Origin of the sequence: Longimicrobium terrae, from assembly GCF_014202995.1 — a bacterium.
Lineage (GTDB): Bacteria > Gemmatimonadota > Gemmatimonadetes > Longimicrobiales > Longimicrobiaceae > Longimicrobium > Longimicrobium terrae.
In genome coordinates, this window is record NZ_JACHIA010000001.1 from 361,183 (window position 1) to 383,816 (window position 22,634).

21 protein-coding genes are annotated in these 22,634 nt (G+C 70.0%); 14 read left to right on the forward strand and 7 right to left on the reverse strand.

All coding sequences use genetic code 11. From position 1 onward, the window contains the following. Nucleotides 1–78: 78 nt before the first annotated feature. Nucleotides 79–1,122 carry an aldo/keto reductase gene (locus HNQ61_RS01600; RefSeq protein ID WP_170031012.1) on the forward strand — a complete coding sequence of 348 codons (1,044 nt, stop codon included), beginning with the start codon at nucleotides 79–81 and terminating at the stop codon, nucleotides 1,120–1,122. A 346-nt stretch (nucleotides 1,123–1,468) separates the two neighbouring features. After that, complete coding sequence (locus tag HNQ61_RS01605; RefSeq protein ID WP_170031014.1) at nucleotides 1,469–3,037, forward strand: YifB family Mg chelatase-like AAA ATPase; 1,569 nt, start codon at nucleotides 1,469–1,471, stop codon at nucleotides 3,035–3,037. A gap of 83 nt (nucleotides 3,038–3,120) precedes the next feature. On the opposite strand, the gene HNQ61_RS01610 is transcribed toward HNQ61_RS01605, so the two are convergent. Beyond that, a complete protein-coding gene (locus HNQ61_RS01610; RefSeq protein WP_170031016.1) occupies nucleotides 3,121–4,380 on the reverse strand; it encodes a trans-sulfuration enzyme family protein in 1,260 nt (419 codons plus the stop codon). 61 nt (nucleotides 4,381–4,441) lie between these two features. After that, on the reverse strand, nucleotides 4,442–5,278 hold the full coding sequence (locus HNQ61_RS01615; RefSeq protein WP_170031018.1) for a dienelactone hydrolase family protein: 837 nt from the start codon (nucleotides 5,276–5,278) through the stop codon (nucleotides 4,442–4,444). Between HNQ61_RS01615 and HNQ61_RS01620 the strand changes: the two genes are divergently transcribed. Next, the gene (locus HNQ61_RS01620) at nucleotides 5,277–6,374 is read left to right on the forward strand and encodes a GlxA family transcriptional regulator (protein WP_205761099.1); all 1,098 of its coding nucleotides are present in this window, start codon (nucleotides 5,277–5,279) and stop codon (nucleotides 6,372–6,374) included. The genes HNQ61_RS01615 and HNQ61_RS01620 overlap by 2 nt on opposite strands. Before the next feature lie 193 nt (nucleotides 6,375–6,567). Here the strand turns inward: HNQ61_RS01620 and HNQ61_RS01625 are convergent, their stop codons facing one another. Then, nucleotides 6,568–7,767 (reverse strand): citrate/2-methylcitrate synthase, encoded by a 1,200-nt coding sequence (locus HNQ61_RS01625; RefSeq protein ID WP_170031020.1) that lies wholly within the window; start codon nucleotides 7,765–7,767, stop codon nucleotides 6,568–6,570. A 105-nt stretch (nucleotides 7,768–7,872) separates the two neighbouring features. Here HNQ61_RS01625 and HNQ61_RS01630 point away from each other — a divergent pair, with 105 nt between their 5' ends. After that, a complete protein-coding gene (locus tag HNQ61_RS01630) occupies nucleotides 7,873–8,373 on the forward strand; it encodes a DinB family protein (RefSeq protein ID WP_170031022.1) in 501 nt (166 codons plus the stop codon). A gap of 113 nt (nucleotides 8,374–8,486) precedes the next feature. On the opposite strand, the gene HNQ61_RS01635 is transcribed toward HNQ61_RS01630, so the two are convergent. The 4 genes from HNQ61_RS01635 to HNQ61_RS01650 all read right to left on the reverse strand — a co-directional run bounded on the left by HNQ61_RS01635 (nucleotide 8,487) and on the right by HNQ61_RS01650 (nucleotide 12,483). Continuing rightward, the gene (locus HNQ61_RS01635) at nucleotides 8,487–10,463 is read right to left on the reverse strand and encodes a CocE/NonD family hydrolase (RefSeq protein ID WP_170031024.1); all 1,977 of its coding nucleotides are present in this window, start codon (nucleotides 10,461–10,463) and stop codon (nucleotides 8,487–8,489) included. Then, nucleotides 10,463–10,987, reverse strand: coding sequence for a DinB family protein (locus HNQ61_RS01640; protein WP_170031027.1), 525 nt, complete (start codon nucleotides 10,985–10,987; stop codon nucleotides 10,463–10,465). The genes HNQ61_RS01635 and HNQ61_RS01640 overlap by 1 nt, the downstream gene beginning before the upstream one ends. Before the next feature lie 424 nt (nucleotides 10,988–11,411). After that, complete coding sequence (locus HNQ61_RS01645; protein ID WP_170031029.1) at nucleotides 11,412–11,861, reverse strand: PaaI family thioesterase; 450 nt, start codon at nucleotides 11,859–11,861, stop codon at nucleotides 11,412–11,414. Nucleotides 11,862–11,895: 34 nt separating this feature from the next. Continuing rightward, entirely contained in the window at nucleotides 11,896–12,483 is a 588-nt protein-coding gene (locus HNQ61_RS01650) for a GNAT family N-acetyltransferase (protein WP_170031031.1), read from the reverse strand. 350 nt (nucleotides 12,484–12,833) lie between these two features. Here HNQ61_RS01650 and HNQ61_RS01655 point away from each other — a divergent pair, with 350 nt between their 5' ends. The 10 genes from HNQ61_RS01655 to HNQ61_RS01700 all read left to right on the forward strand — a co-directional run bounded on the left by HNQ61_RS01655 (nucleotide 12,834) and on the right by HNQ61_RS01700 (nucleotide 22,632). After that, nucleotides 12,834–13,487 (forward strand): signal peptidase II, encoded by a 654-nt coding sequence (locus HNQ61_RS01655; protein ID WP_170031033.1) that lies wholly within the window; start codon nucleotides 12,834–12,836, stop codon nucleotides 13,485–13,487. 83 nt (nucleotides 13,488–13,570) lie between these two features. After that, complete coding sequence (gene larE, locus HNQ61_RS01660) at nucleotides 13,571–14,407, forward strand: ATP-dependent sacrificial sulfur transferase LarE (RefSeq protein WP_170031035.1); 837 nt, start codon at nucleotides 13,571–13,573, stop codon at nucleotides 14,405–14,407. Next, nucleotides 14,404–14,649: an adenine nucleotide alpha-hydrolase family protein gene (locus HNQ61_RS01665; RefSeq protein WP_170031037.1), complete on the forward strand. Its 246-nt coding sequence runs from the start codon at nucleotides 14,404–14,406 to the stop codon at nucleotides 14,647–14,649. The genes larE and HNQ61_RS01665 overlap by 4 nt, the downstream gene beginning before the upstream one ends. Continuing rightward, nucleotides 14,646–15,839: an aminotransferase class V-fold PLP-dependent enzyme gene (locus HNQ61_RS01670; protein WP_170031039.1), complete on the forward strand. Its 1,194-nt coding sequence runs from the start codon at nucleotides 14,646–14,648 to the stop codon at nucleotides 15,837–15,839. The genes HNQ61_RS01665 and HNQ61_RS01670 overlap by 4 nt, the downstream gene beginning before the upstream one ends. Nucleotides 15,840–15,876: 37 nt before the next feature. Next, nucleotides 15,877–16,488: a hypothetical protein gene (locus tag HNQ61_RS01675; RefSeq protein WP_170031041.1), complete on the forward strand. Its 612-nt coding sequence runs from the start codon at nucleotides 15,877–15,879 to the stop codon at nucleotides 16,486–16,488. A 256-nt stretch (nucleotides 16,489–16,744) separates the two neighbouring features. Continuing rightward, nucleotides 16,745–18,106 carry a sigma-54-dependent transcriptional regulator gene (locus tag HNQ61_RS01680; RefSeq protein WP_170031043.1) on the forward strand — a complete coding sequence of 454 codons (1,362 nt, stop codon included), beginning with the start codon at nucleotides 16,745–16,747 and terminating at the stop codon, nucleotides 18,104–18,106. Beyond that, nucleotides 18,103–18,303 (forward strand): hypothetical protein, encoded by a 201-nt coding sequence (locus HNQ61_RS01685; protein ID WP_170031045.1) that lies wholly within the window; start codon nucleotides 18,103–18,105, stop codon nucleotides 18,301–18,303. The genes HNQ61_RS01680 and HNQ61_RS01685 overlap by 4 nt, the downstream gene beginning before the upstream one ends. A 640-nt stretch (nucleotides 18,304–18,943) precedes the next feature. Next, nucleotides 18,944–20,443, forward strand: coding sequence for an aldehyde dehydrogenase family protein (locus HNQ61_RS01690; RefSeq protein ID WP_170031047.1), 1,500 nt, complete (start codon nucleotides 18,944–18,946; stop codon nucleotides 20,441–20,443). A 168-nt stretch (nucleotides 20,444–20,611) separates the two neighbouring features. Beyond that, on the forward strand, nucleotides 20,612–21,469 hold the full coding sequence (locus tag HNQ61_RS01695; RefSeq protein ID WP_170031049.1) for a hypothetical protein: 858 nt from the start codon (nucleotides 20,612–20,614) through the stop codon (nucleotides 21,467–21,469). 230 nt (nucleotides 21,470–21,699) lie between these two features. After that, a complete protein-coding gene (locus HNQ61_RS01700; protein WP_170031051.1) occupies nucleotides 21,700–22,632 on the forward strand; it encodes an SDR family NAD(P)-dependent oxidoreductase in 933 nt (310 codons plus the stop codon). Nucleotides 22,633–22,634: the final 2 nt, after the last annotated feature.

Below are 22,634 nucleotides of genomic sequence, written 5' to 3' on the forward strand. Positions count from 1 at the left end.
CCAGTGATGATGATCGTCATCATGCAAACGGACTCACGCGGCTCTCCCGATGGAGCCGTCTGACCGAAAAGGGGAGAGATGCGCTACAGGATTCTGGGCGAGCACACGGGACTCCGGGTGTCGGAAATCGTACTGGGCACCGCTATGTTCGGCACTGGCTGGGGATACGGAACGGACCGGGACGAGTCGCGGCGCATTCTGGACGGCTACGTGGACGCGGGGGGCAACTTTCTGGACACGGCGGATACGTACCAGTTCGGCGACTCGGAAACGTTTCTGGGGGAGATGATCGCCGGCCGGCGCGACGAATTCGTCGTCGCCACCAAGTACACCCTGGGCGCCGCCGCGCAGGGCACGGTTTCCACGACGGGCAACAGCCGCAAGAACATGCGGCAGTCGGTGGAAGCCAGCTTGCGGCGGCTGCGGACGGACCACATCGACCTGCTCTGGGTGCACATGCCCGACGGCGTCACGCCCATGGACGAGATCGTACGCGGCCTGGACGACCTGGTGCGCGCCGGCAAGATCGTGTACGGCGGGCTCTCCGACTTTCCCGCGTGGCGCGTGGCGCGCGGGGCCACGATGGCGGAACTGCGCGGCTGGGCACCCATCGCGGCGCTGCAGACAGAATACAGCCTCGTGGAGCGCACGTCGGACCGCGAACTGCTGCCGATGTCGTCCGCGCTGGGGCTGGGCGTGGTGGGATGGTCGCCGCTGGGCGGCGGCGTGCTCACCGGCAAGTACCGCCGCGGCGAGCGCGGCCGGGTAACGGAGATGAAGCGCGTGATTCAGGTGGAAGACACGCCCCAGCGCACCGCCGTCATCGATACGCTCGAGGCCGTCGCGCGGGAGGCCGGGTCCAATCCGGGGCGGGTCGCGATCTCGTGGGTGGCGTCAAAGGGAGTCATTCCGATCATCGGCCCCCGCACGCGCGCGCAGTTGGACGACAACCTGGCCGCCACGGAGCTGCGGCTGACGCCGGACCAGTTGCGGCGGCTGGACGAGGCGAGCGCGATTCCGCTCGGCTTTCCGCACGACCTGCTGGCGGCGGAGGCGAACCGGTCCCGGCTCGCCGCCGGCCGCCACGATCTCGTGGACGCTCCGGCGCGCGTGGTTGCCTGACGGCGGACACCGATCCACCCCGCCCCGCACACCCCGCGCGCGGGGTCGTGCCCACACTGTGTGATCACCGGCGGCGACGCGACCGGAGCCGGTTCGTCCGTCGCCGCGCCACCGGGCCGCGGTTCGTCAACGCCTCAAACTGAGACACGACAAGCGCTTGGGCGCGGCGGTCGGGAAAGGAGCCGATCCGCCGCTGGCGCTGAACGAGCGCCGGGCGACACTCACACGCCAGCTCGGGACCGAAGCGTCTGGTGGCGGCTTCTGAAAGTTGACGGAGAGAACGGGACGCGGGTACCATTCGGCCGTGTCCCAGGACCGTTTTCGCCCCCGTCCTCCCGGAGCCGCCTTGCTCGCACGAGTCCTGTCCGGCGCAGTGCTCGGCATCGACGCCTATCTGGTCACCGTCGAAGCGGACGTGGCCAGCGGGCTACCCGCGTTCTACACCGTCGGCCTGCCACAGGGCGCGGTAAAGGAAGGCCGCGAGCGGGTGATCGCCGCCGTGCAGAACAGCGGCTATCTCATTCCTCCAAAGCGCCTTACGATCAACCTGGCGCCGGCGGACATCGTGAAGAGCGGGAGCGCGTTCGACCTGCCGATCGCGGTGGGCATCCTGGCCGGGACGGGGCAGATGCATTCCCTGGCGCGGCTCGAACGCTACCTGCTGATGGGCGAACTGGCGCTGGACGGTGCGCTCCGCCCGGTTCGCGGCGCGCTCCCCATCGCCATCGCGGCGCGCGCGGCGGGGCTCAACGGCGTCATTCTCCCGCCGCAGAACGTGGCTGAGGCGGCCGTCGTGGACGGCGTGGAGGTGCGCGGCGCGGCCACCCTCACGGAGGTCATCAAGTTCCTGGAAGGCACAGGCGATCTGCCGCTGGCCCAGGTGGACCGCGAGGCGCTCTTTCGATCGTCGTCCACGTACGAGGCGGACTTCGCGGACGTAAAGGGGCAGGAGCACGTGAAGCGCGCGCTGGAGGTGGCCGCGGCGGGCGCGCACAACATCCTGATGGTGGGCCCGCCGGGATCGGGCAAGACCATGCTGGCCCAGCGGATCCCCGGAATCCTGCCACCCCTCACCTTTGAGGAGGCGCTGGAAACGACCAAGATCCACTCCGTCGCCGGCCTGCTGGGCGACGGACGGGCCCTGATCTGCGCGCGCCCGTTCCGGAACCCGCACACCACCATCTCCGACGCGGGGCTCATCGGCGGCGGCTCCAACCCGCGGCCGGGTGAAGCTTCGCTCGCCCACAACGGCGTGCTGTTTCTGGATGAACTCCCGGAGTTTCGCCGCAACGTACTGGAGCAGCTTCGGCAGCCGCTGGAGGACGCGCGCGTCACGCTGTCCCGCGCGGCCATCTCGCTTACCTATCCCTCCCGTTTCATGCTGGTCGCGGCGATGAATCCGTGCCCCTGCGGGTGGCACGGGGACAGCCAGCGCCGCTGCTCGTGCAACCCGCTCGCCGTGCAGAAGTACATGGGCCGCGTGTCCGGCCCGCTGCTGGACCGCATCGACCTGCACGTGGAGGTGCCCGCCGTGCGCTATCGCGACCTGGCGGATACGCGCATGGGCGAGCCCTCGGAGTCCATCCGCGCCCGCGTGGCCGCCGCGCGCGAAATCCAGCGGGCGCGCTTTGACGGACGGCCGGAGGTGCACGCCAACGCGCACATGACCTCGCGCGACATCCGCACCTTCTGCAGCATCGGCGAGGCGAGCGAGTCGCTGCTGCGCACGGCCCTCGCGCGGCTGGGCCTGTCCGCCCGCGCGTATTACCGCATCAAGAAGATCGCGCGGACGATCGCTGATCTCGAAGGAGTGGAGGAGATCACCACCGCGCACGTCAGCGAGGCCGTGCAGTACCGCTCACTGGACCGGGCCGCCGGCGGAGCACCCACCGCCGCGGCCCCGGCCGGCCGATGAGACGAGATCGATCGGCCGGAGGAGAATTCCGCGCTCCGCGTCAGCTCGCCGTCCGCTTCGGGAGGGCCGCGACGGGCACACCGTCACTCCCGTTCCGCGGACGAGCTGAGGCCCCCGGCGCACTCGGTGACGGCATCGAGCCCCAGCTGAATATCCCGTTGGATGTCCGCGGCCGACTCCACCCCGATCGACAGGCGGACCAGCCCCGGCGGCAGGGCGAACGAGCTGGCGCGCTCGCCGATTTCCTCCACGGCGAAGTCCAGTTCTTCCGGCACTTCCAGCGTGGTGTAGACGCTTCCCAGGCTGCTGGCCAGCGGAATCCAGCGCAGTGCGTCCACGAAGCGGCGGGTGCTCGCCAGTCCGCCGTGAAGCGCAAACGACAGCATGCCGCCCCCGAGCGCCATCTGCCGGCGGGCCACCTCGTGCCCGGGATGCGAGGGGAGAAAGGGGTAGCGGATGTGCGACACCGCCAGGCTCGCCTCCAACTGCCGCGCCACCCGTTCCGCCGTGTCGGACTGCGCGCGCACCCGCAGCGGAAGCGTCTGCATGCTGCGGAGCAGGAGCCAGGCTGCGTGCGGATCCAGCGTCGCGCCCGTGAGCACACGCATGCGCCGGATGTCGGCGATGAGCGGCGCCGCGCCGGCCGCGCCTCCCCCCAGGACGTCCGCGTGGCCCGCCAGCGACTTGCTGGCCGAGTGCAGGACCAGGTCCGCGCCCAGGGACAGCGGATGCTGGATCATCGGGCCCGCGAAGGTGGAATCCACGAACACCCGCGCGCCGTGCGCCCGCGCGATCGCGGCAAGCCCCTCGATGTCCACGATGTCGATGGCGGGATTGGAGGGCGTCTCCAAATATAGCAGCCGGGTGCGCGGGCCCATCGCCGCCGCCACCTGGTCCGGCTCCGCCGCGTTCACGAAGTCCACGGTGACGCCGGCGGCGGCGGCAAGGTGCTCCAGGAACTGGATCGTCTGGGCAAAGATGGACTGGTGCGCCACCACGTGGTCGCCCGCCCGCAGCACGGCCAGAAGCGAGGTGCTGATCGCCCCCATTCCGGAGGAAAAGAGCAGCGCGTCCGCGGCGCCTTCCAGCACCGCGAGCCGTTCTTCCGCAAGACGGATGGTGGGATGGCCGAAGCGGGTGTAGAAGCCGCGGTCCTGATCGCGCGCGAACAGTTCCGCCAACTGCGGCAGGTCCGCGCCCTCCCACTGCGTGCTGAGGTGGAGCGGCGCGTTGAGCGTGCGATGCGCGCGCGGCCGCCCCGTCGCGGTTGCCCACGGGTGCACGGCCAGCGTCTCCGGCGCGAGGGGCGGATCAATCGCGAGGTCCTGTCGTGTGGTGCTCATGCTTCACCTTCGTGGATGGGAGTCGGGAGTTGTCAGGAAAGCCGTTCCGGTGCCGATGCCGTCACCGCACGCCGGCGCCACCGGCCAGCCGCTGGCGAAAGAACTCGATGATCTCGTCCCGGGCCTCGCGCGTAGGCTCGCCCTGGCGGTCGGCCAGGTGCACCGTTACCACGCTGTGCGGCGTGCTCACGTGCCGGGCAAAGAACGGGGGTGCGTCTTCCAGGTGGGCCGCCGCGTCGTGGAGGACGCGCGCGACGAACCGGTCACCCAGCGCGGCCGCGTACGCCGCGAACCGCTCCGCGGTGCAGTAGCGGTCTCCCGCGAAGCGATACGCGCGGACCGTGAGGTCTTCCCGGTCCAGCCGCTCGCGGACGACCCGCAGTTCCGGCGCGGAGATCTCGAGCCCGGCGGGGTTGTCCAGCGGCAGCGAGGGCTGCGAAAGCACCGGGGCCAGCACCGACGGCTCCAGCATCATCGCGAGGGCGAAGTTGCCGGTGAAGCACATGCCGATGGCTCCCACGCCGGGTCCGCCCCGCTCGGCATGGGCCAGGCGGGCCAGCTCCCGCAGCCACGCGGCCACCGGGCTGGACGCGCCGCCGCCCCCCAAGGCGCGGAACTCCGCGCTCACGCACGCCCGGCGAAAGACCGCCTCGCCCTCCTCCGCGGACGGCACGGCACCATCCTCCCCGAACAGGGAGGGCAGGTAGACGGCGAAGCCCGCGTCGCGCACCCACCGGGCGAACCGGGCGACGTGGGGGCTGATCCCCGGCATCTCGTGCATCACGACCACGGCGGGGCCCTCGCCCGCCACGTACACGGTTTTCCGGCGGTCCCGCAACGTCACCTCACGCCGGGCGAAATCATGGAGCGCATCGGGATCGAGACGGTGGTGGGGCATGGCTCTGCTCGCGGAAATGCGGGTGGCGGTGGCACTCGTCCCCGCGGCGGCATTCGCGCGCCGCGGGTTGCGGACACGTTCGTTCCGCGCCATCCTGCCCGCCAGCGTCACAATCGCCATCTTTCGGGGAATTCCTGCCATGCGGATCGTGGACGTGATGGCTCTGGCGGGGGCGATGCCGTCGAGCGTCGCGATCACCGCCGACGTGATCGCGACAGCCAACCGCCTGGCCGCGATGGAAGGACGCTCCCCCGTGTTCGGACCCCGGTTTTCCGGCTCCGGGCGCAGGATGGCCGGCCAGCTGTGCACCGGCGTTCCGGCGCCAAAGGGCACGCCGGGAGACGCGGAGATCGTCATCGTCCCCGGCCTCGGCGCCACGACGGAGCCCGGGGTGCTCGAGCGGATCGGGCGCGGCGACGCGCGTACGGCGATCCGCGCGCTGAAACAGGCGGCGGCCCGCGGCGGCGAAATCGCGGCTTCGTGCTCCTCCGTGTTCCTGCTGGCCGAAGCGGGGCTGCTGGACGGACGGCGGGCTACGACGACGTGGTGGCTCGCGCCGCTGTTCGGGCGGATGTATCCCGCTGTGCAGCTGGACGCGGACGCGATGGTGGTGGCCGAGGGGCCGGTCACCACCGCCGGTGCGGCGATGGCGCAACTGGACCTGATGCTCGCGCTGGTCACACGCCACGGAGGTCCCGAACTGGCCGAGCGGTGCGCGCGGTACCTGCTGCTGGACGGGCGGCGAAGCCAGGCGCGGTACATGGCGCTCGGTTACCTCAGCGAGGCGGATCCGGACGTGGTACGCGCGGAGCGCTGGGCGCGCGCGCACCTGCACACGGGGATCAGCGCCGCGGAACTGGCGGCCGCCGCCGGCCTGTCCACGCGCACCTTTGCGCGGCGGGTGGAGCGTGCCACGGGCCTTTCTCCCGTGCGCTTTCTGCAGCGCCTTCGCGTGGAGCGCGCGGTGGAACTGCTGGAAACCACGAGTTGCACGGTGGAGGAAATCGCGCGGCGGGTGGGCTACGCGGAGCCCACCACGCTGCGGCGCATCCTCCGCCGCAACGCGGGCGTGCGGCCGCGTGACGTGCGTGGATAGCGGGGAGTGAGTGCGTGAGTGCGGGGTGCGTGAGTGCGGTAGTCGCTCGCCGGGGTCCGGCCCGTCCGGCGTTCCCTCTCCTCAATGGAGGAAGCCGGAGAGGGCGCATCGGCGGTTGCGCCGGAGGTGAAGCGAGTCGCGCATGATCCGCGGATCACAACGGCGATCCGCATCCGGATGCGGACCGTGTCCATCACTCGGGCGGCATGGCGCCCATGTAGCGGGCCCGCGGCCGCAGCACCTCGCGGGAGCCGTACTGCTCCACCGCGTGCGCAACCAGTCCCAGTGAGCGGCCCAGGACGAACAGCATCAGCGGGGCGCCCTCCGGCAGTTCCATCGCCCGGGCGAGGGCCACCAGGCCGATCTCGAACGTGGGCCGGTCATCCAGGAGCGGCTCGGCGGCGGCCTCGATCGCGTCGGCGAGCGCCAGGCCGGGGCTGTGCGGATCCACCTCCCGCAGCTGGCGCAGCAGTTCCGTCGCGCGCGGATCGCCGGAGGGGTGCAGGCGGTGCCCGAACCCCGGAACGCGCTCGCCCCGCCGCAGCCGCGCCTCCAGCACCTGCCCCGCGCGCTCCGGACGCTCCACTTCGGCAAAGAGCGCCTCCACGCGCTCCACGTGCCGCGCATGCCGCACGCCGTGCATGGCCCCGATCCCGGCGGAAACCGCCGCATAGGGCGTGGACCCGGCGGAGGCGACGCACCGCGCCGTGAACGAGGCCACGTTCAGCTCGTGGTCCGCCAGCAGGATCAGCGCGGCACGCAGCAGCGGCTCGGCCTCCGGGCGGTGCGGAGCCCAGGCGCGCTGGAGCAGTTCGGAGATGTTTCCCTCCGCGCTTCCGCCGCCGCCGGCCACGCGCGCAAGCCGCCGCAGCACGCGCATACCGGTGGCCGCCACCCGCTCCGGCCGTACGTCGTGGGCGGAGGGATCTTTGGCCTCCGCCAGCGCGAGTTCTATCTGCAGCGCGGCGAGCGGACCCACGTTCTCCCGGACGCGCACCTCCGCCGCGGGCTCGTCGAACCATCCGTCCGGTACGTCCCGGCTCCCGGTCCACAGCAGCGCCGCCACTTCCTCCACCGTGCAGGACCGGGCGAGCTGCACCGCGTCTTCGCCCCGATAGTAGAGGCGCCCGTCGGTGATCCAGGTCAGCGCCGACTCCAGCAGCGGGGCGCCCCAACGGAGTGCATCGCGCGCCGCGGTGTCGGGATCGCGCCGCGCGCGCTTGCGCTCCTTCAGGCGCAGCACGTCTTCCGCCCGGTAGCGATGGCCCCGCGATCCGTCCACGCCGGGCTCGGAGCGGATCAGGCCGCGGCTGACGTACGCGTACAGCGTCTGCGCGGCCACGCCGAGTTCCGCGCACGCTTCCTCCGCGGTCAGATACGGTCGTCTCGCCACGGTCATCCCCCGTACGTGTTGATTGCGGATTCAAGATTGACGGCATTCAGCCCCGGCGGAAACTTCAATCCAGGCAACACGATTTCCCCCGGCGGAGGTGAAAGCATGGATGCACGAGTTCTGGAGTTGGGCACGCTCGCGGCGTACGTGGAGCACGAGACCGAGCGGTGGCGGCAATGGTTCGAAGCCGCACCGGCGGAGGTGCTGGACCTCCCCCTGGGCCGCGGTGCGGACGGGACGATCCGCACGCTGGTAAAGCACATCTTTGCCGTGGAACTGCGGTATGCGCAGCGCCTGGCCGGCAGCCCGGTGAGCGGGTACGAGCAGCTTGCGGACGACACGGTGGAGCAGCTGTGGCGCATCCACCGCACCGCCAGCTCGGTGCGCGGCCGATACCTGGAGGGGGCGACCGCCGAGGCGCTGAACCGGGTTCTGGTTTCCGAAACCCGCAAGCTGGGCCGGATCGAGTCGCGCGCGCACACGGTGCTGGTGCACTCGCTCATCCACGGAATCCGCCACTGGGCGCAGATCGCCATGGTGCTGCGCGAGCACGGACATGGCGGGTTATGGGAGCACGACTGGCTGCTGAATCCCGCGGTGCAGTAGCGGCCTCCACGAGCGCCGGATTTGAGGGTCGATCCGGCGCCGGGGCGACGCACGCGATCCGGCCCGGCGCTTCGGTGCGGACGACCCCGGCCCGGCGCTCCCACGCATGGCGGCTACCGGATCGCCGCCGCCGCGGAGCCCGGTCCAATCACCCGGGCCTCCAGCCGGCTCGCCGCGCCGGGGCTCATCCACACGCGGTGCGTCGCGCGGATGAAGTCGCTTTCCCGAGCCTGGTAGATGCTGGGCACGTACCGCTGCGGATTGCGGTCGAACAGGGGAAACCAGCTGCTCTGCACCTGCACCATCACGCGGTGCCCCTTCCGAAAGGTGTGGAACACGTCCGGAAGCGGCACCGCCACCTCCGTCGTCCGGTTCGGTTGGAAAGCGACCGGCGCGCTGAACGACTGGCGAAAGCGCCCGCGCATGATCTCGCCGCGAACGAGCTGCTGGTAGCCAGTTAGCCGGACAGCGGCGGAGTCGTCCTGAACCGCGTCGTCCGCACTGGCGGGCGGGTACACGTCAATCAGCTTGACCACGAAGTCGGCGTCGGTGCCCGTGGTGCTCACCCACAGCCGCGCGGTCAGCGGGCCGCCGAACGTCACGTCCTCCCGCAGCGGTTCCGTGCGAAAGACGACAACGTCCGGACGCGTGGTGAAGCAGCGCTGGTCGTCGCTCATGTAGCGGACCAGCACCCCGTCCTCGATGGTGGGGCCGGAGCACCGGGACGGCACCGGCCTGCGCGGGTCGCTCGTGTACTCCACGAACGCGGGCCCGGCGGCCTGGGGCGACGACGCCAGCGAACCGTCCGCGCGGAGAAAGAAGTCCTGGCGCGCGGCGGGCGGCGCGGGCCAGGCGGCGAACCGCTCCCACGCCCTGCGCCCGGTGTCGAACACCAGCGCGCCCGCGGGTTCCCGGACCGGCTCGCCCGTGAGGTGCGCGCGAAACCAGGGCGCCTCCACGTCGCGCTGATAGGCGGTCTGCAGCGAATCGCCAAAGTACAGGTCGCCGTGGGTCGTGCGGGCCACGCCGCGCTCGGCCCATCCCCGGTGCGCAAAGGGGCCCATCACCAGAGACACGTTCTCGCGGCCCGGGCCCACGCGCAGCGCACGATACGCCTCCAGCGTTCCGTACAGGTTTTCGGCGTCGAACCAGCCGCCGGTCACCAGTACGGGGTGCCGCACCCGCGACAGCCGCGGCGCCATGGCACGCGCCCGCCAGAACGCATCGTAATCGGGATGCGCCACCATCTCCCGCCACCAGCGGTTCTGCGCGTACACGCCTTCGGTGACGTTGCGCAGCGGACCCAGCGCGAGCAGGTCGGCGTAGTCGTCGCCCGTGTCGATCCCGGCCGCGCGCTGGAACTCGGACAGCCACCAGTGGGATTCGCCCGGCTGCGGGCGGGCGACGCCGAAGACAGGGTAGCTGTAGAAGTGTCCCAGCAGCAGGGCGCCGTTGTGATGGAAATCCTCAAAAAAGAAGTCCATCACCGGTGCCTGGAGAGACGTCGCGGCGATGGCGGGGTGGCCCGACTGCGCGGCCGCGGCGGCGTAGTATCCGCCGTAGCTGATCCCCAGCAGTCCCACGCGCCCGTTCTGTTCGGGGAGATGATGGACGAGCCATTCGATGGTGTCGAACGCGTCCGTGGCCTCATCCACCGCGCCCGGATCGCGCGCCCGCACCGAATCCGCCAGCAGCGGACGGACGTTCTCGAACTCACCTTCGGACAGGTAGCGGCCGCGCACCTCCTGCATGACGTAGATGTACCCGTCCCGGAGCATGAACGGTGACGGGCCCAGTGTCCGCGGATGAGCGGCGGGACCATACGGCCCGGCCGGAAACGGCGTGCGCTGCAGCAGAATGGGATAGCGGCGTTCCGCGGATGCGTCTTTGGGCACGTAGACGGCCGTAAACAGCCGCGCTCCGTCCCGCATGGGGATGCGTTCCTCGCGCTTGACGTAGTGCTCCGCGATGAACGCCGATTCAGCGTCGTCGTCGCCGGCCTGCGCCGCGAGCGTCGGATGCGCGGCGAGCAGGGCGGCCGTCGCGGCGAGAACGACGGCAAGACGAAACCGCGTCGCGTGCGCCGGCATCAGCGGTCCAGGATGGGGAGAAAGGCGCGCCACGGCCCCACTTCGTCGCGGTACTGCCTCGCCATCACCCGCGACACCTGGGCGATGTGGGCCAGGTCGTGCGCGACCCACGCAGCCAGCATCTGCCGCAGCGTCACCGTCCCGAAGCGGGGATGCTCCGCGGTGGCGGCGAACTCCGCTTCATCCAGCCCCCACCCCGCGATCGTGGCGAGGCTCTCGGCGCGCAGGCGTGCGAACGTGTCGAGCAGCGCCTCGATCTGGGCACCGGCGAACTCCTCCACCGGCGCCGCCTGGTCGAACGGCGAAAAGGTGCGCGGGCCGTCTTTGCGCAGGAACACGCGCGCGCGGGGAATCCAGTTGTTGCGCTCCGCGTGGATCAGGTGCGCGACGACCATCCGCGGGCTCCAGCTTTCCGGCCCCTCGTCACCCTCCGTCCACGCGGGCGACAGGCCGCCGAGCAGCGCACCCAGCACGGCCGGGGTGCGTTCCAGAACCTGCGTCGCGGACACGAGATCAACGTTCATGGAGCCAACGCCTGGTGAGGGGAGGGTAGCGACGCCGGCCGCCGTTTCGCATGCGATTCAACGAGTGCTACGGTGGATTACATGTCAATCATAATACAATTTCGCGCGGGGAGCCGGAATTCGCAATGGAATGTCGACAATTCTGACCTACGCTGATTCCTCGCGCCCTTGGCGCGAGCCGCGGTTCAGCGCCCGCGCAGTCAGCGCCCGTCCGGGAGCGCCCAGATCTCCATGCGGTTTTCCAGGAACAAGGGGATCGCCACGGTGGTGGCTGGGGTTTCGGGGGGTTCGCGACCGCCGGACCGGCTCACCCCACCACGGAACCACCTCGCCGGAAACGCCGCGGAAGCCAGCCGCGCTCCCGTCCTCCCGGATGCGCGGGTCCGCACCCGCGGGTGGGTATTCGAGCCGGACGGAAGTTCACCTATCCCGACATCACCAGCAGACTGGACGTGGCCGACGCGTACAGCGTTCCGGACGCGTCCGTCAGCCGTCCCTCGGCGAATGCGGCGCGGCGGCCGCAGGTGACGATCCGCCCTTCCGCGCGCACCACACCGGTGTCGCGGGTGATGGCCCGGTGGTACGCCACCTTGAGCTCCAGCGTGGTAAAGCGCTGCCCCGGCGCCATCTGGGAGAGGACGGCGTACCCGCAGCAGGAATCCAGGATGGCGGCGGCGAATCCGCCGTGCGCCACCCCCGCCGGGTTGTAGACGTAAAGGTCGGGGGTGGCCTCCATCACGATGCGCCCGTCATCCACCTCCACCAGCCGGATGTCCAGCGTGTCGGTCAGCCCGGCGCGGCGGCCCGTGGACAGCATGATCCGCAGCTGCTCGATCCCGCTCAGGTGCCTGCCGATCTGGTCGATCAGCGTCATGGCGGGACTCCCACCCCGGGTTCCGCGCGCGGCATCAGACGGTGCGGAGCCTGGCTTCCAGCGCCTGTTTCACCGCCGGCCACTCCGCCGCCACGATGCTGAAGACCACGGAATCGCGGATGCGGCCGTCGCGCATGATCATGTGCGAGCGCAGCACGCCCTCCTCGCGGGCACCGATCCGCGCGATGGCGGTCCGCGACCTGGTGTTGAGCGCGTCCGTCAGCAGTTCCACCCGGTTGACGCGCCACTGCTCAAAGGCGTGCCGCAGCATCAGGTACTTGGCCTCGGTGTTCACGTACGTTCGCTGCCACGACCGCGCAATGAAGGTGAAGCCGATCTCCACCCGCAGGTGCCGCGCTTCCATGGAACGGAACCGGGTGCTGCCCACCACCGCGCCGGAAGCGCGATCGATGGTGGCAAAGGCGAGTTCCCTTCCCGCGCGAAACTGCGTCTCCGCATCGCGCAGGAAATCGGGCAGATCGCGCGGATGCGGAACCATGGTGACAGGCACTTCCCAGAGCGCCCCGTCCTCGATCGCCCCCGCAAGGCCGGCAAGGTGCGCCTCGCCCAGCGGCTCCAGCGTGATCCGCGGGCCCCGCAGTTCGGTCTTTTCGATGATCATGGACGGAAACTCGGGTGGCGGCCGGACACGGCGGATCGATCAGTGGATGAGGAACGGCCCGGCGCCCACACGATGCAATCAGGGGCGGGCGGCGGTCAATCTTGATTCCGGAATCAACCGCCATCATCCACCCGCGAGGAAACTCCCCACGCGTCAAATCCACCGAAATCGGCTGCGTGGATGGACGCGGCGGAACCACGGCCGGTGTCGTGTCCCGGGAGCGGGAAAGCGGCGTTGGAGAGCGTGACGGCGGAAAGTGTGCGGTGCGTTTCCCTGCGGTCCCGCCCGGCCCGCATCTTGTAATCTTCCGCCGCGGAAATCCGGAAACGTATGAACCGGGCGGCGGCACGATGCAGCGAGTTGTTTATCGGATGATGGGGGAGCGGCGCGCCACCCCCCGCGACGGCGCCAACCGCGGACGGCGCGCGAGCGATGTGGAGCCCATGCGCGGCTGGAGGCCGGCGCTGTGGATCGCGCTGGGCGTGGCGCTGGCGGACTGGGCGGTCAAATTCGCCATCACCCGGACGATGGCGCAGGAGGAGTTCCGCGAGGTCATTCCCAACGCGGTCGCGCTCTGGCACGTGCGCAACCACGCCATGATCCTGGGGCTGTGGGACAACCTGCCCCTGGGCGGGCGCAAGGTGCTGGCGCTGGTGGCCTCCATGCTGGGCGTGCTGGTGCTGATGCAGATCATGGGTCGCGCCCACCGCCTGTCAAACACGCAGCGGCGCTGGGCGTGGCTGTTCGTGGGGATGATCTGCGGCGGCATGCTGGGCAACCTGGGCGAACGCGTCATTCACTGGGGCGTCACCGACTACCTCTCGTTCCGCTGGGGGCCGTACTGGCTGCCGCCCGGCAACGTGGCCGACATCGCGCTTTTTCTTTCCATCCCCCTGGCGCTCCCCATCATCGGCTTCGAGCTGATGGGTCGCGCGCGCCGCGGCCGGACGGTAAAGCTGACCGCCGCCGCGCCCCCGCTCGCCACGCCCGCCGCGGCGGACTGAACGCATCCGCTGGCGGTGCACCGGAGGGCGCGCCTATCTTTCGCGCGCCCTTTGTGTTTCCCGCATCCCGTGGTTCGCGCCTGATGGTTCCCGAGTCCAAGCGTCAGCACCTTCAATCCCTGCTCCGCGACTGCGGCTCCGTTGTCGTGGGCTACAGCGGCGGGGTGGATTCCGTCTTTCTGGCCCGCGTCGCCGTGCAGGTGCTGGGGCCCGAACGCGTGCTCGCGGTGACGGGAAAGAGCGACAGCATCGCCTCGTGGATGGAAGACACGGCGCGCGGCGTCGCGGAGGAATTCGGCATTCCGTGGCTGGAACTGGAAACGCGGGAAATGGATGACCCGCGCTACGCGGCCAATCCCAGCAACCGCTGCTACTTCTGCAAGTCGGAGCTGTGGGGCCGCCTTTCCGCCCTGGCGCGGGAGCGCGGATACAATACCGTGCTGGACGGCGCCAACGCGGACGACGTGGGCGACCACCGCCCGGGCGCCGTGGCCGCGACGGAAAACGACGTGCGCTCGCCGCTGCTGGAAGCCGGGCTCACCAAGGCGGAGATCCGCGCCTGGTCGCACGAGCTGGGGCTCCCCACGTGGGACCAGCCCGCCGCGCCCTGCCTGGCCTCGCGCATCCCCTACGGCCTGTCGGTCACGCCGGAGCGGCTGAAGCAGATCGAGCGCGCGGAACTGGGGCTGCGGGCCCTCGGCTTCCGCGACTTCCGCGTCCGCCATCACGGCTCCGTCGCGCGGCTTGAGGTGCATCCGGACGAGCTTCACCGCGTGACCGCGCACCGTGCGGAGATGCTGCGCGCGGTGCGGTCCGCCGGGTTCGGGCGCGTGCTCATCGACCTGCAGGGCTACCGCCGCGGCGCGCTGAACGAGGGCCTCGCGGGCGTGCAGCTCGTGCAACTGGGCGCGGCGCTGTGACGGCCGATCCGCGCGTGCCGCTCGCCCTGGCCGCGCTCGCGGAGCACGGAATCGCCGGCGCCGACGTGTCGGTGGAAGGGCACGAGCGCGAAATGGCCGCCGTGCGCGTCCCCGCGGACGCGTGGGAACGCATGATAGGCGACGAGGGCGCGCGGATCGCGGCCGCGGTCAAGGTAGCCGGCTTTCGCTACGTCGCGCTGGATCTGGCGGACGACGACGAGCCGGATTCCGCCACCGCATGAACGCGGACGCGCCGGTCTACCTGGACTACGCGGCCACCTCCGCCATCCGCCCGGACGCGGTCATCGACGCGGTGGGCGACTACCTGCGCGGCATCGGCGCCACACCGGGGCGCGCGGGGCACCGGCGCGCGGTGGAGGCCGGCCGCGTCGTCTTCCGCTGCCGGCGGGCGCTGGCGGAGCTCTTCAACCTTCCCGGCGATCCCGGCCGCCTCACCTTTCAGCTGAACGCCACGCACGCGCTCAACGTGGCGCTGCTGGGGCTGCTGCGCTCCGGCGATCGCGTAGTGCGCACCGCGTACGACCACAACGCCGTCCGCCGTCCCGTAAACGCGTTGATGGCGCGCGGCGTTCGCCAGACCGTGCTGCGCGGCGCGCCGGACGGCTCGGTGGATCTGGACGAAGCCGCGCGTGCGCTGGCGGGAAACGGCGAACCGGCGCGCCTGCTCGTCATCACCCACGCCAACAACGTGCTGGGGACGGCGCTCCCTGTGGCGGAACTCGCGGCGCTGGCGCACGATGTGGGCGCGCTGGTGCTGGTGGATGCGGCGCAGTCCGCCGGCCACCTGCCGATCGACGTGCAGGCGATGGGCATCGACCTGCTGGCCTTTACCGGGCACAAGGGGCTGCTGGGGCCGCAGGGCACGGGCGGGCTCTGGGCGCGCGAGGGTGTGGAGGTAGGACCGACGTTCTTTGGCGGAACGGGCGGCGATTCCGATTCGCCGGACATGCCGGAACTGCTGCCGGACCGGCTGGAGGCGGGGTCGCAGAACGGGCCGGGGATCGCGGGTCTGCTGGCCGGCGTGCAATGGGTGATGGAGCGCGGCGTTCCCGCCCTTCACGCGCGCGAATCGCTGCTCAAGCTGCGGCTGTGGTACGCGCTGGACTGCATCGCCGGAATCACGGTGCTCAGCCCGCCCGCTCCGGACGGCGTGGGGATCGTGACCATCGCGGCGGCGGCGATGGACGCGGCGGAACTGGCGACGCGGCTTGACCGCGAGGCGGGGGTGCTGGTGCGCGCCGGGCTTCACTGCGCGCCGGAGCAGCACGACCTGTTGGGCACGGGCCGCACGGGTGCGGTGCGCTTCAGCATCGGCTGGGCGACCACGGAGGATGAGGTGGACTGGGCGGCGGCCGCCGTGGCGCGCATCGCGGGCGCGGCGGAACCGGGGCCGGAGCCGGCGGGTAGCTGAGAGCCGGAAATGCGGCAACTCGATGAAGGAGAAGCGGATGGCGCGTGGTGCGGGGGGAAAGGTGTTGCTGCTGGTGCTGCTGGCCCTGGTGGCCGCGGGACTGTGGACGTTCCGCGGGCTGATTCCCGGGCCGTGGCAGCGAAGCCGCGTGGTGACCGAGGTGTCGGAAGCGGGCGCCGTTTCGGCGGATGAAAAGCTGAAGCGCCTGCGCGAAGACGGCGACACGGTGCGGCTGAGCGGAATCGAGTTCACCAGCTATGTCCGCTACCGGATGGCGCAGCGCTTTGCGCAGGATCTGGAGACGCCCATCATCTCCTTTGAAGGCGAGAAGATCCGCGTGGACGGCCGCGTTCCCAAGGACAAGCTCCCGCTGGAGAAGTTCGGCGCGGCGGCGCAGTTCGTCCCGGACACGGCGGACGTGATGGTGGATGGAACGATGCGGATGGTGGCGGAGGGACGTGCCGCGCTGCGCGTGCAGGATGCGCGCTTCGCCAAGGTCGCCGTCCCGCGCGACCGTTACCTGCCACTGCTCAAGAACCTGCGCCTCCCCACGGACACGCAGCTGGCCGAAGACGAAGTCGGCGTCCAACTGCCCCCGGGCGTCGGCTCCGCGCGCGTCGAAAACGGCGAACTGGTCCTTGCGAAATAGCGACACCGCCACGAGCCGTCCCCAAGGCAGAAACCCGCAGGAGCGTGCCGAAGCCCGCCCTCGTGCTGAGGTCTCCCCCTCTCCCGCTTGCGGGAGAGGGGGCCGGGGGGTGAGGGCTGCCTGCCGCCGCGCCCCACTGTCCGGACCGCACCCATCGTTACCGCCACACCGTTTCCGTCACATCCGTCCCATCCATCGCTTCGCCTCCGCGGCGCGATCACCGAACGCACACCGCTTCAGCAGATAGATTCCGACCATGGCACGCATTCTGGTCGTCGACGACGAAGAAGGCATCCGCCGGGTGCTGCACCAGCTGTTCGAGTACGAGGACCACGAGGTCCGCTCGGCCGGCGGCGGCGCGGAGGCCATCAGCATCTACGCGGAATTCCAGCCGGACGTCACCTTTCTGGACGTCAAGATGGCGCGCATGGACGGCCTGGAGGCGCTGACCAAGATCCGCGAGCACGATCCCGCCGCCGTCATCATCATGATCAGCGGGCATGGGACCATCGATACGGCCGTGGAAGCCACCCGCCGCGGCGCCTACGACTTTCTCGAAAAGCCGCTGGATACCGACCGGCTTCTGCTCGTCCTGCGCAACGCGCTGCAGCAGCAGGGGCTGGTGCAGGAAAACCAGCGGCTGCGCGGCGAGATCGAGAGCCGGCACCAGATTGTGGGCCGCAGCTTCGCGCTGAGGCAGGTGCTGGACCGGGTGGAAAAGGTGGCGCCGACGGACGCGCGCGTGCTCATCACCGGCGAGAACGGTACGGGCAAGGAGCTGGTCGCCCGTGCCATCCACCGCCTGTCGCCCCGCGCGGACAAGGCGTTCATCGAGCTGAACTGCGCCGCCATTCCGTCGGAACTGATTGAATCCGAGCTGTTCGGCCACATGAAGGGCTCGTTCACCGGCGCGCACGAGGACCGTGCCGGCAAGTTCGAGCTGGCGGACGGCGGCACGCTGTTTCTGGACGAAATCGGCGACATGAGCCTGGCCGCGCAGGCCAAGGTGCTGCGCGCGCTGCAGGAGGGGATCGTGACGCGGGTGGGCGGCGCCAAGCCCATTCAGGTGGACGTGCGCGTGCTGGCGGCCACCAACAAGGACGTCGAGGACGAGATCGCCGCTGGCCGCTTTCGTGAGGACCTGTACTACCGGCTGAACGTCATTCCGCTCATCGTCCCTTCCCTGCGCGAGCGGCGGGAAGACATCAGCATGCTCGTGCGCCACTTCGTGGAGGCGAACGCGCGGCAGTCCAACATGCGTCCCAAGCAGTTCACCGACGAGGCGCTGGACCGGCTGCAGCGTATGGACTGGCCCGGCAACGTGCGCGAACTGCGCAACACGGTGGAGCGCCTGCTGATCCTTGCGTCCGGCGCGTCCGTGACGGGAGAGGATGTGGACCTGCTGGTGGGCGGCAAGATGAAGGGCGGCGGGCTGTCCGGCGACCTGCTGGGGTGCGCGACGTTCGCGGAGTTCAAGGAGGCGGCGGAGCGCGCGTTCATCCTGCAGAAGCTGCGCGAAAACGACTGGAACGTGTCGGAAACGGCGCGCATCATCGACATGCCGCGCAGCAACCTGTACAAGAAGATCGAGCGCTACGACCTGGTGCGCGAAGGGTGACGCGGGGCGGCGCGGGCGCCTGGGCGCTCATCAGCCTGGCGTGGATGGTGGGGACGTTCGGCGGGGGGTGGTTGATGGCCTGGCTGTACAAGCGGCTGCACCCGTCGCTGGCGTTCTACAAGCTGTGGGCGTTCTGGTCGATGATCCTGATGGGCATCGCCACGCTCATGTTCGCGTTCGGCGTGGTGAAACTGTAGCACGCTGGCGTTCTTTTTCGGACGATGACGGGCCTCTTCGGCGGACGCCGGGATGGCCCGTTTCTTTGTCGGATGGTACTCAGCGCCGGGGCTGGTGCGGTGTGACCATCACGGTTGGCTCGCCCGGAAAGTAGATCCTTCGTCGGCGCCAGAATCCGGTCCGACGGAGGGCTCGGCCGGCGCCTCCTCAGGATGACATGGTTTTGGGCGCTGACTGAAGTTGCGTCCGAATCCGTCGTCCAAAGGACGACACGCGTGGACCCGCCGCTGGACACCCGCCGCTGGCGGCGTCCGAAGGGCGACGACGGCGGTTGCGCAGGCACTCAGTCGCAGTGCAGATCGTCGTCTGCCAGTGCCATGCATGAGGCGCGGCATCCGCGGACGCCCTACTTCCATGTCATCCTGAGGGAGCGCGCACCGCGCCATCCCCGGCGCCGAATCATGCGCGACCGAAGGATCTGGCCTGCGACAAGCCAACTCTCCCGCCCCGCACGGACTCGCCCACGCCTTGTTTCAGTCCATCCATCCCACCTATCACCTTGCCCGCGTTTGCCCCACTTGCCGCGCGGGTTAGATTAACCGGCTTCATCCGGACCGGCTCAAGGGAGAGCCCGCCCAGCACCCTCCACGCGAAACGAGCATGGCGGACCAGTTCAAGAATTTCATCGGGGGCGAGTGGGTTGCGCCGTCGACCGGCAACTACTTTGAGAACCGCAATCCGGCCAAGCAGTCGGACCTGATCGGCCTGTTCCCCCGCAGCGGCCGCGAAGACGTGGACCGTGCCGTGGCGGCGGCCAAGAAGGGCTTCGCGGAGTGGCGCCTGACGCCCGCCCCGGCCCGCGGCGACGTGCTGCGCAAGGTGGGCGACCTGCTGACCGCCCGTAAGGACGAGATCGCCAAGGCCGCCACGCGCGAAATGGGCAAGACGCTGCAGGAAACGCGCGGCGACCTGCAGGAAGGCATCGACACGGCCTACTACGCCGGCGTCGAGGGCCGCCGCCTGTTCGGCAAGACGGTGCCGTCGGAACTGCGCAACAAGTGGGCGATGAGCGTGCGCCGCCCCATCGGCGTGACGGGCCTCATCACCCCGTTCAACTTCCCGCTGGCCATTCCCACGTGGAAGATGTTCCCCGCCCTGGTGTGCGGAAACAGCGTCATCATCAAGCCGGCGGAAGACACGCCGCACACGGTGGCCCTGCTGGTGGAGATCCTTGAGGAAGCGGGAATCCCGGCCGGCGTCGTGAACCTCGTCCACGGCTTGGGCGAAGAAGTGGGCGCGGCCATCGTGGAGCATCCCGAAATCCCGGTCATCTCCTTTACCGGATCGACCGAGACGGGTTCGCACATCGGCCAGGTGTGCGGGCGCATGCACAAGCGTCTGTCCCTGGAGATGGGCGGCAAGAACGCGCAGATCGTGATGCCGGACGCCGACCTGGACCTGGCGATCGACGGCGTGCTGTGGGGCGCGTTCGGCACCACGGGCCAGCGCTGCACCGCGACGAGCCGCCTGCTGCTGCACACCGACATCCACGACGAGTTCGTGGAGCGCCTGATTGAGCGCGCCAAGAAGCTCAAGCTGGGCTACGGGCTGGAAAAGGACGTGGACGTCGGCCCGCTGATTCACGAGGCGTCGCGCACCAAGGTCGAGGAATACTTCGAGATCGGAAAGCAGGAGGCCACGCTCGTCCTGGGCGGCGAGCGCGCCACCGGCGAGGGGCTGGACGACGGCTTCTTCGTGCAGCCGACCATCTTCGTGGACGTGAAGCCCGGTTCTCGCCTGGCCACGGAAGAAATCTTCGGCCCGGTGCTGAGCGTGATCCGCTTCAACGATCTGGACGAGGCGATCCGCATCAACAACGAAGTGAAGTACGGGCTCAGCAGCTCGGTCTATACGCGTGACGCCGTGGCCTCGTTCCGCGCGTTCCAGGACCTGGACAACGGCATCACCTACGTCAACGCGCCGACGATCGGCGCCGAGGCGCACCTGCCGTTCGGCGGCGTGAAGCAGACCGGAAACGGCCACCGCGAGGGCGGCTGGGAAGTGTACGAGTTCTACTCGGAAACCAAGGTCTGCTACCTGGACTACTCCGGGAAGCTGCAGCGCGCGCAGATCGACAACTACGAGGCGTCGCCGTACTGAGGGAACCGCAGGGAAGCAGGGAATAGGGAAGTAGGGAATAGGGAATAGGGACCGCCGGGAACGGCGGTTTCGTTCCTCAGCTCTCGGGTCCCGCTCCGAATCTGGAGCGGGACCCTGTTGTCTCCGCAGGACTCCCCATCGTTAGCCCCCTCCGCCACCGCTCCACAAATGAATGGCAGCGCTGCTGTCGATGACGGCCGCCGGTTCTTTGCCGGCTTTGCCGTGCTCTCGTTTCTTGCCGTCGCCGCGGGGTGCGTGATCGCCTCGGCGCACGGCGTGTCCACTGGCTCGTGGGCGCGCAACCTCGTTTCCTGGGTCGTGGGCGCGGGCTTGGCCTGGGTCGTGGCGAGGCAGCCCGGGTCGCTCCCCGGGTTTCTGCTCGCCGCACCCGTCGCGCTCGCCGGTACGCTGCTGAACGCCCCGCAGGACGGCGTGCACCGGTGGATCGACGCAGGCCCGCTGCACATCAACGCCGCGGCGGTGCTGCTACCCGCGGCGGTCGTGGCCCTCGCCGCGCGCAGCGAGTGGCGGTGGGGATGGCTGGCGGCGGCCGCCATCCTCGGCCTGCTGGTCCTCCAGCCGGACGCCTCGCAGGCCACGGCCTTTGGCGCGGCGATGATCGTCATCCTGATGGCGATGCGCGGGCCGGCGGTGGTGAGGGCGGGCGGGATGGTCGCCGTCGTGGCGGCGATCGCGGCGGCGTGGCTGCGGCCCGATCCGCTCCTCCCGGTGCCGGAGGTGGAGGAGATCATCCAGCTCGCGTGGCGCTGGTCGCCGTTGATGGCGATTGTGGCCGCCGGGCTGCTCGGCGCGACGGTCCTGGTCCCGCTGCGGGTATCGGGACGGGCGCGGACGGCGGGGATCGCGCTGGCCGTGTTCGGCGCCGCGGTCGCGCTGGCGCCGGCGTTCGGCGCGTTTCCCGTACCGATGGTGGGCGTGGGGATGAGCGCGGTGCTCGGGTTCGGGCTGGGCGCGGGAGCGCTGGCCGCCGCCGCCCGCACGGAACCGGCCGATCGAACGGACTGACGGGAGGATGGAGGGCGGCGGTCCGGAGCCGCCGTCCATCGACAAGGCTTCTGCACACAACAGAGCTTCTGTCCCGGCGGTGGCGGGGAGTGGATGGGGTGAGGGGAAAGCGGCGGCGGAATTTGGGGAAAGCCCCGCGGCGCGTGGCCTGTCGCTTGCCCGCCCCCCGTCAGGCACGTACAATTCATCGCGAGTTCCACGCTTTTCATCCCCCACCTTCCGGTCGCCGGATGCCCCCACGCCATCCCGCTCACGACCAGCCTCATCCGCCGGAGGAATCCTCGTATCCCTCCGTACCGGAGGTGCCCTCCACCGTCACCAGCTCCGCCGCGGACACGGTTGACCAGCTGCTGGAGGACCTGAACGAGGAAACCCAGTCGCAGTCCCTGAACTACGGGATGAGCCTGCGGGGCCGCGTCGCCATCATCACCGGCGGCGCGTCGGGGATCGGGCGGGCCGTGGCGCTGGAGTTTGCGCGGCACGGCGTGCACGTGGCCTTCAACTACTTTTCGTACGACGGCACCGACGACGCGGAGGAAGAAGCCGCGGAGACCGAGCGGCTGATCCGCCAGCTGGAGGTGCGCGTGCGCTGCGAAAAGTGCGACGTGCGCGACCCCGAGGCGGTGGAGCGCTTCATCAAGAACACGCGGACGGAGTTCGGGCGCGTCCACATCCTGGTCAACAACGCCGGCATCGGCCGCGACCGCGCCCTGTGGCGGCTTACGGATGAGCAATGGCGCACGGTGCTGGACACCAACCTCACCGGCGCCTTTCACATGATCCGCGCGCTGGCCCCCACCTTCCGCCGCCAGCACGACGGCAAGATCGTCAACGTCTCGTCGGTGCACGCCATCCGCAGCGAGTTCGGCCTGGCCAACTACAGCGCCAGCAAGGCCGGGCTGCTGGGGCTTACACGGAGCGCGGCGCTGGAGCTGGGGCCCAGCAACATCAACGTCAACGCGGTGGCGCCGGGGTACATCCGCACCAACCGGCTCACCAGCGGCGTCCCGGCGGAGATCCTGGACACCGCCCGCGAGCGCTCCGTGCTGGGCCGCCTGGGCGACCCGCAGGACGTGGCCAACGTGGTCGTGTTTCTGTGCTCGGAATACGCCCGCCACATTACCGGAACCGTCGTTCCCGTCGACGGCGGACACCTGCTCTGAGA

Bases quoted from the DNA above. Each gene is read 5' to 3' on its own strand.
- HNQ61_RS01615 (WP_170031018.1), bottom strand. From the start codon at position 5,278: ATGCCCCACCACCGTCTCGATCCCGATGCGCTCCATGATTTCGCCCGG.
- HNQ61_RS01695 (WP_170031049.1), top strand. From the start codon at position 20,612: ATGAATGGCAGCGCTGCTGTCGATGACGGCCGCCGGTTCTTTGCCGGC.
- HNQ61_RS01630 (WP_170031022.1), top strand. From the start codon at position 7,873: ATGGATGCACGAGTTCTGGAGTTGGGCACGCTCGCGGCGTACGTGGAG.
- HNQ61_RS01645 (WP_170031029.1), bottom strand. From the start codon at position 11,861: ATGACGCTGATCGACCAGATCGGCAGGCACCTGAGCGGGATCGAGCAG.
- larE (WP_170031035.1), top strand. From the start codon at position 13,571: ATGGTTCCCGAGTCCAAGCGTCAGCACCTTCAATCCCTGCTCCGCGAC.
- HNQ61_RS01635 (WP_170031024.1), bottom strand. From the start codon at position 10,463: ATGCCGGCGCACGCGACGCGGTTTCGTCTTGCCGTCGTTCTCGCCGCG.
- HNQ61_RS01650 (WP_170031031.1), bottom strand. From the start codon at position 12,483: ATGATCATCGAAAAGACCGAACTGCGGGGCCCGCGGATCACGCTGGAG.
- HNQ61_RS01670 (WP_170031039.1), top strand. From the start codon at position 14,646: ATGAACGCGGACGCGCCGGTCTACCTGGACTACGCGGCCACCTCCGCC.
- HNQ61_RS01680 (WP_170031043.1), top strand. From the start codon at position 16,745: ATGGCACGCATTCTGGTCGTCGACGACGAAGAAGGCATCCGCCGGGTG.
- HNQ61_RS01640 (WP_170031027.1), bottom strand. From the start codon at position 10,987: ATGAACGTTGATCTCGTGTCCGCGACGCAGGTTCTGGAACGCACCCCG.
- HNQ61_RS01600 (WP_170031012.1), top strand. From the start codon at position 79: ATGCGCTACAGGATTCTGGGCGAGCACACGGGACTCCGGGTGTCGGAA.
- HNQ61_RS01675 (WP_170031041.1), top strand. From the start codon at position 15,877: ATGGCGCGTGGTGCGGGGGGAAAGGTGTTGCTGCTGGTGCTGCTGGCC.
- HNQ61_RS01655 (WP_170031033.1), top strand. From the start codon at position 12,834: ATGCAGCGAGTTGTTTATCGGATGATGGGGGAGCGGCGCGCCACCCCC.
- HNQ61_RS01620 (WP_205761099.1), top strand. From the start codon at position 5,277: ATGGCTCTGCTCGCGGAAATGCGGGTGGCGGTGGCACTCGTCCCCGCG.
- HNQ61_RS01690 (WP_170031047.1), top strand. From the start codon at position 18,944: ATGGCGGACCAGTTCAAGAATTTCATCGGGGGCGAGTGGGTTGCGCCG.
- HNQ61_RS01610 (WP_170031016.1), bottom strand. From the start codon at position 4,380: ATGAGCACCACACGACAGGACCTCGCGATTGATCCGCCCCTCGCGCCG.
- HNQ61_RS01700 (WP_170031051.1), top strand. From the start codon at position 21,700: ATGCCCCCACGCCATCCCGCTCACGACCAGCCTCATCCGCCGGAGGAA.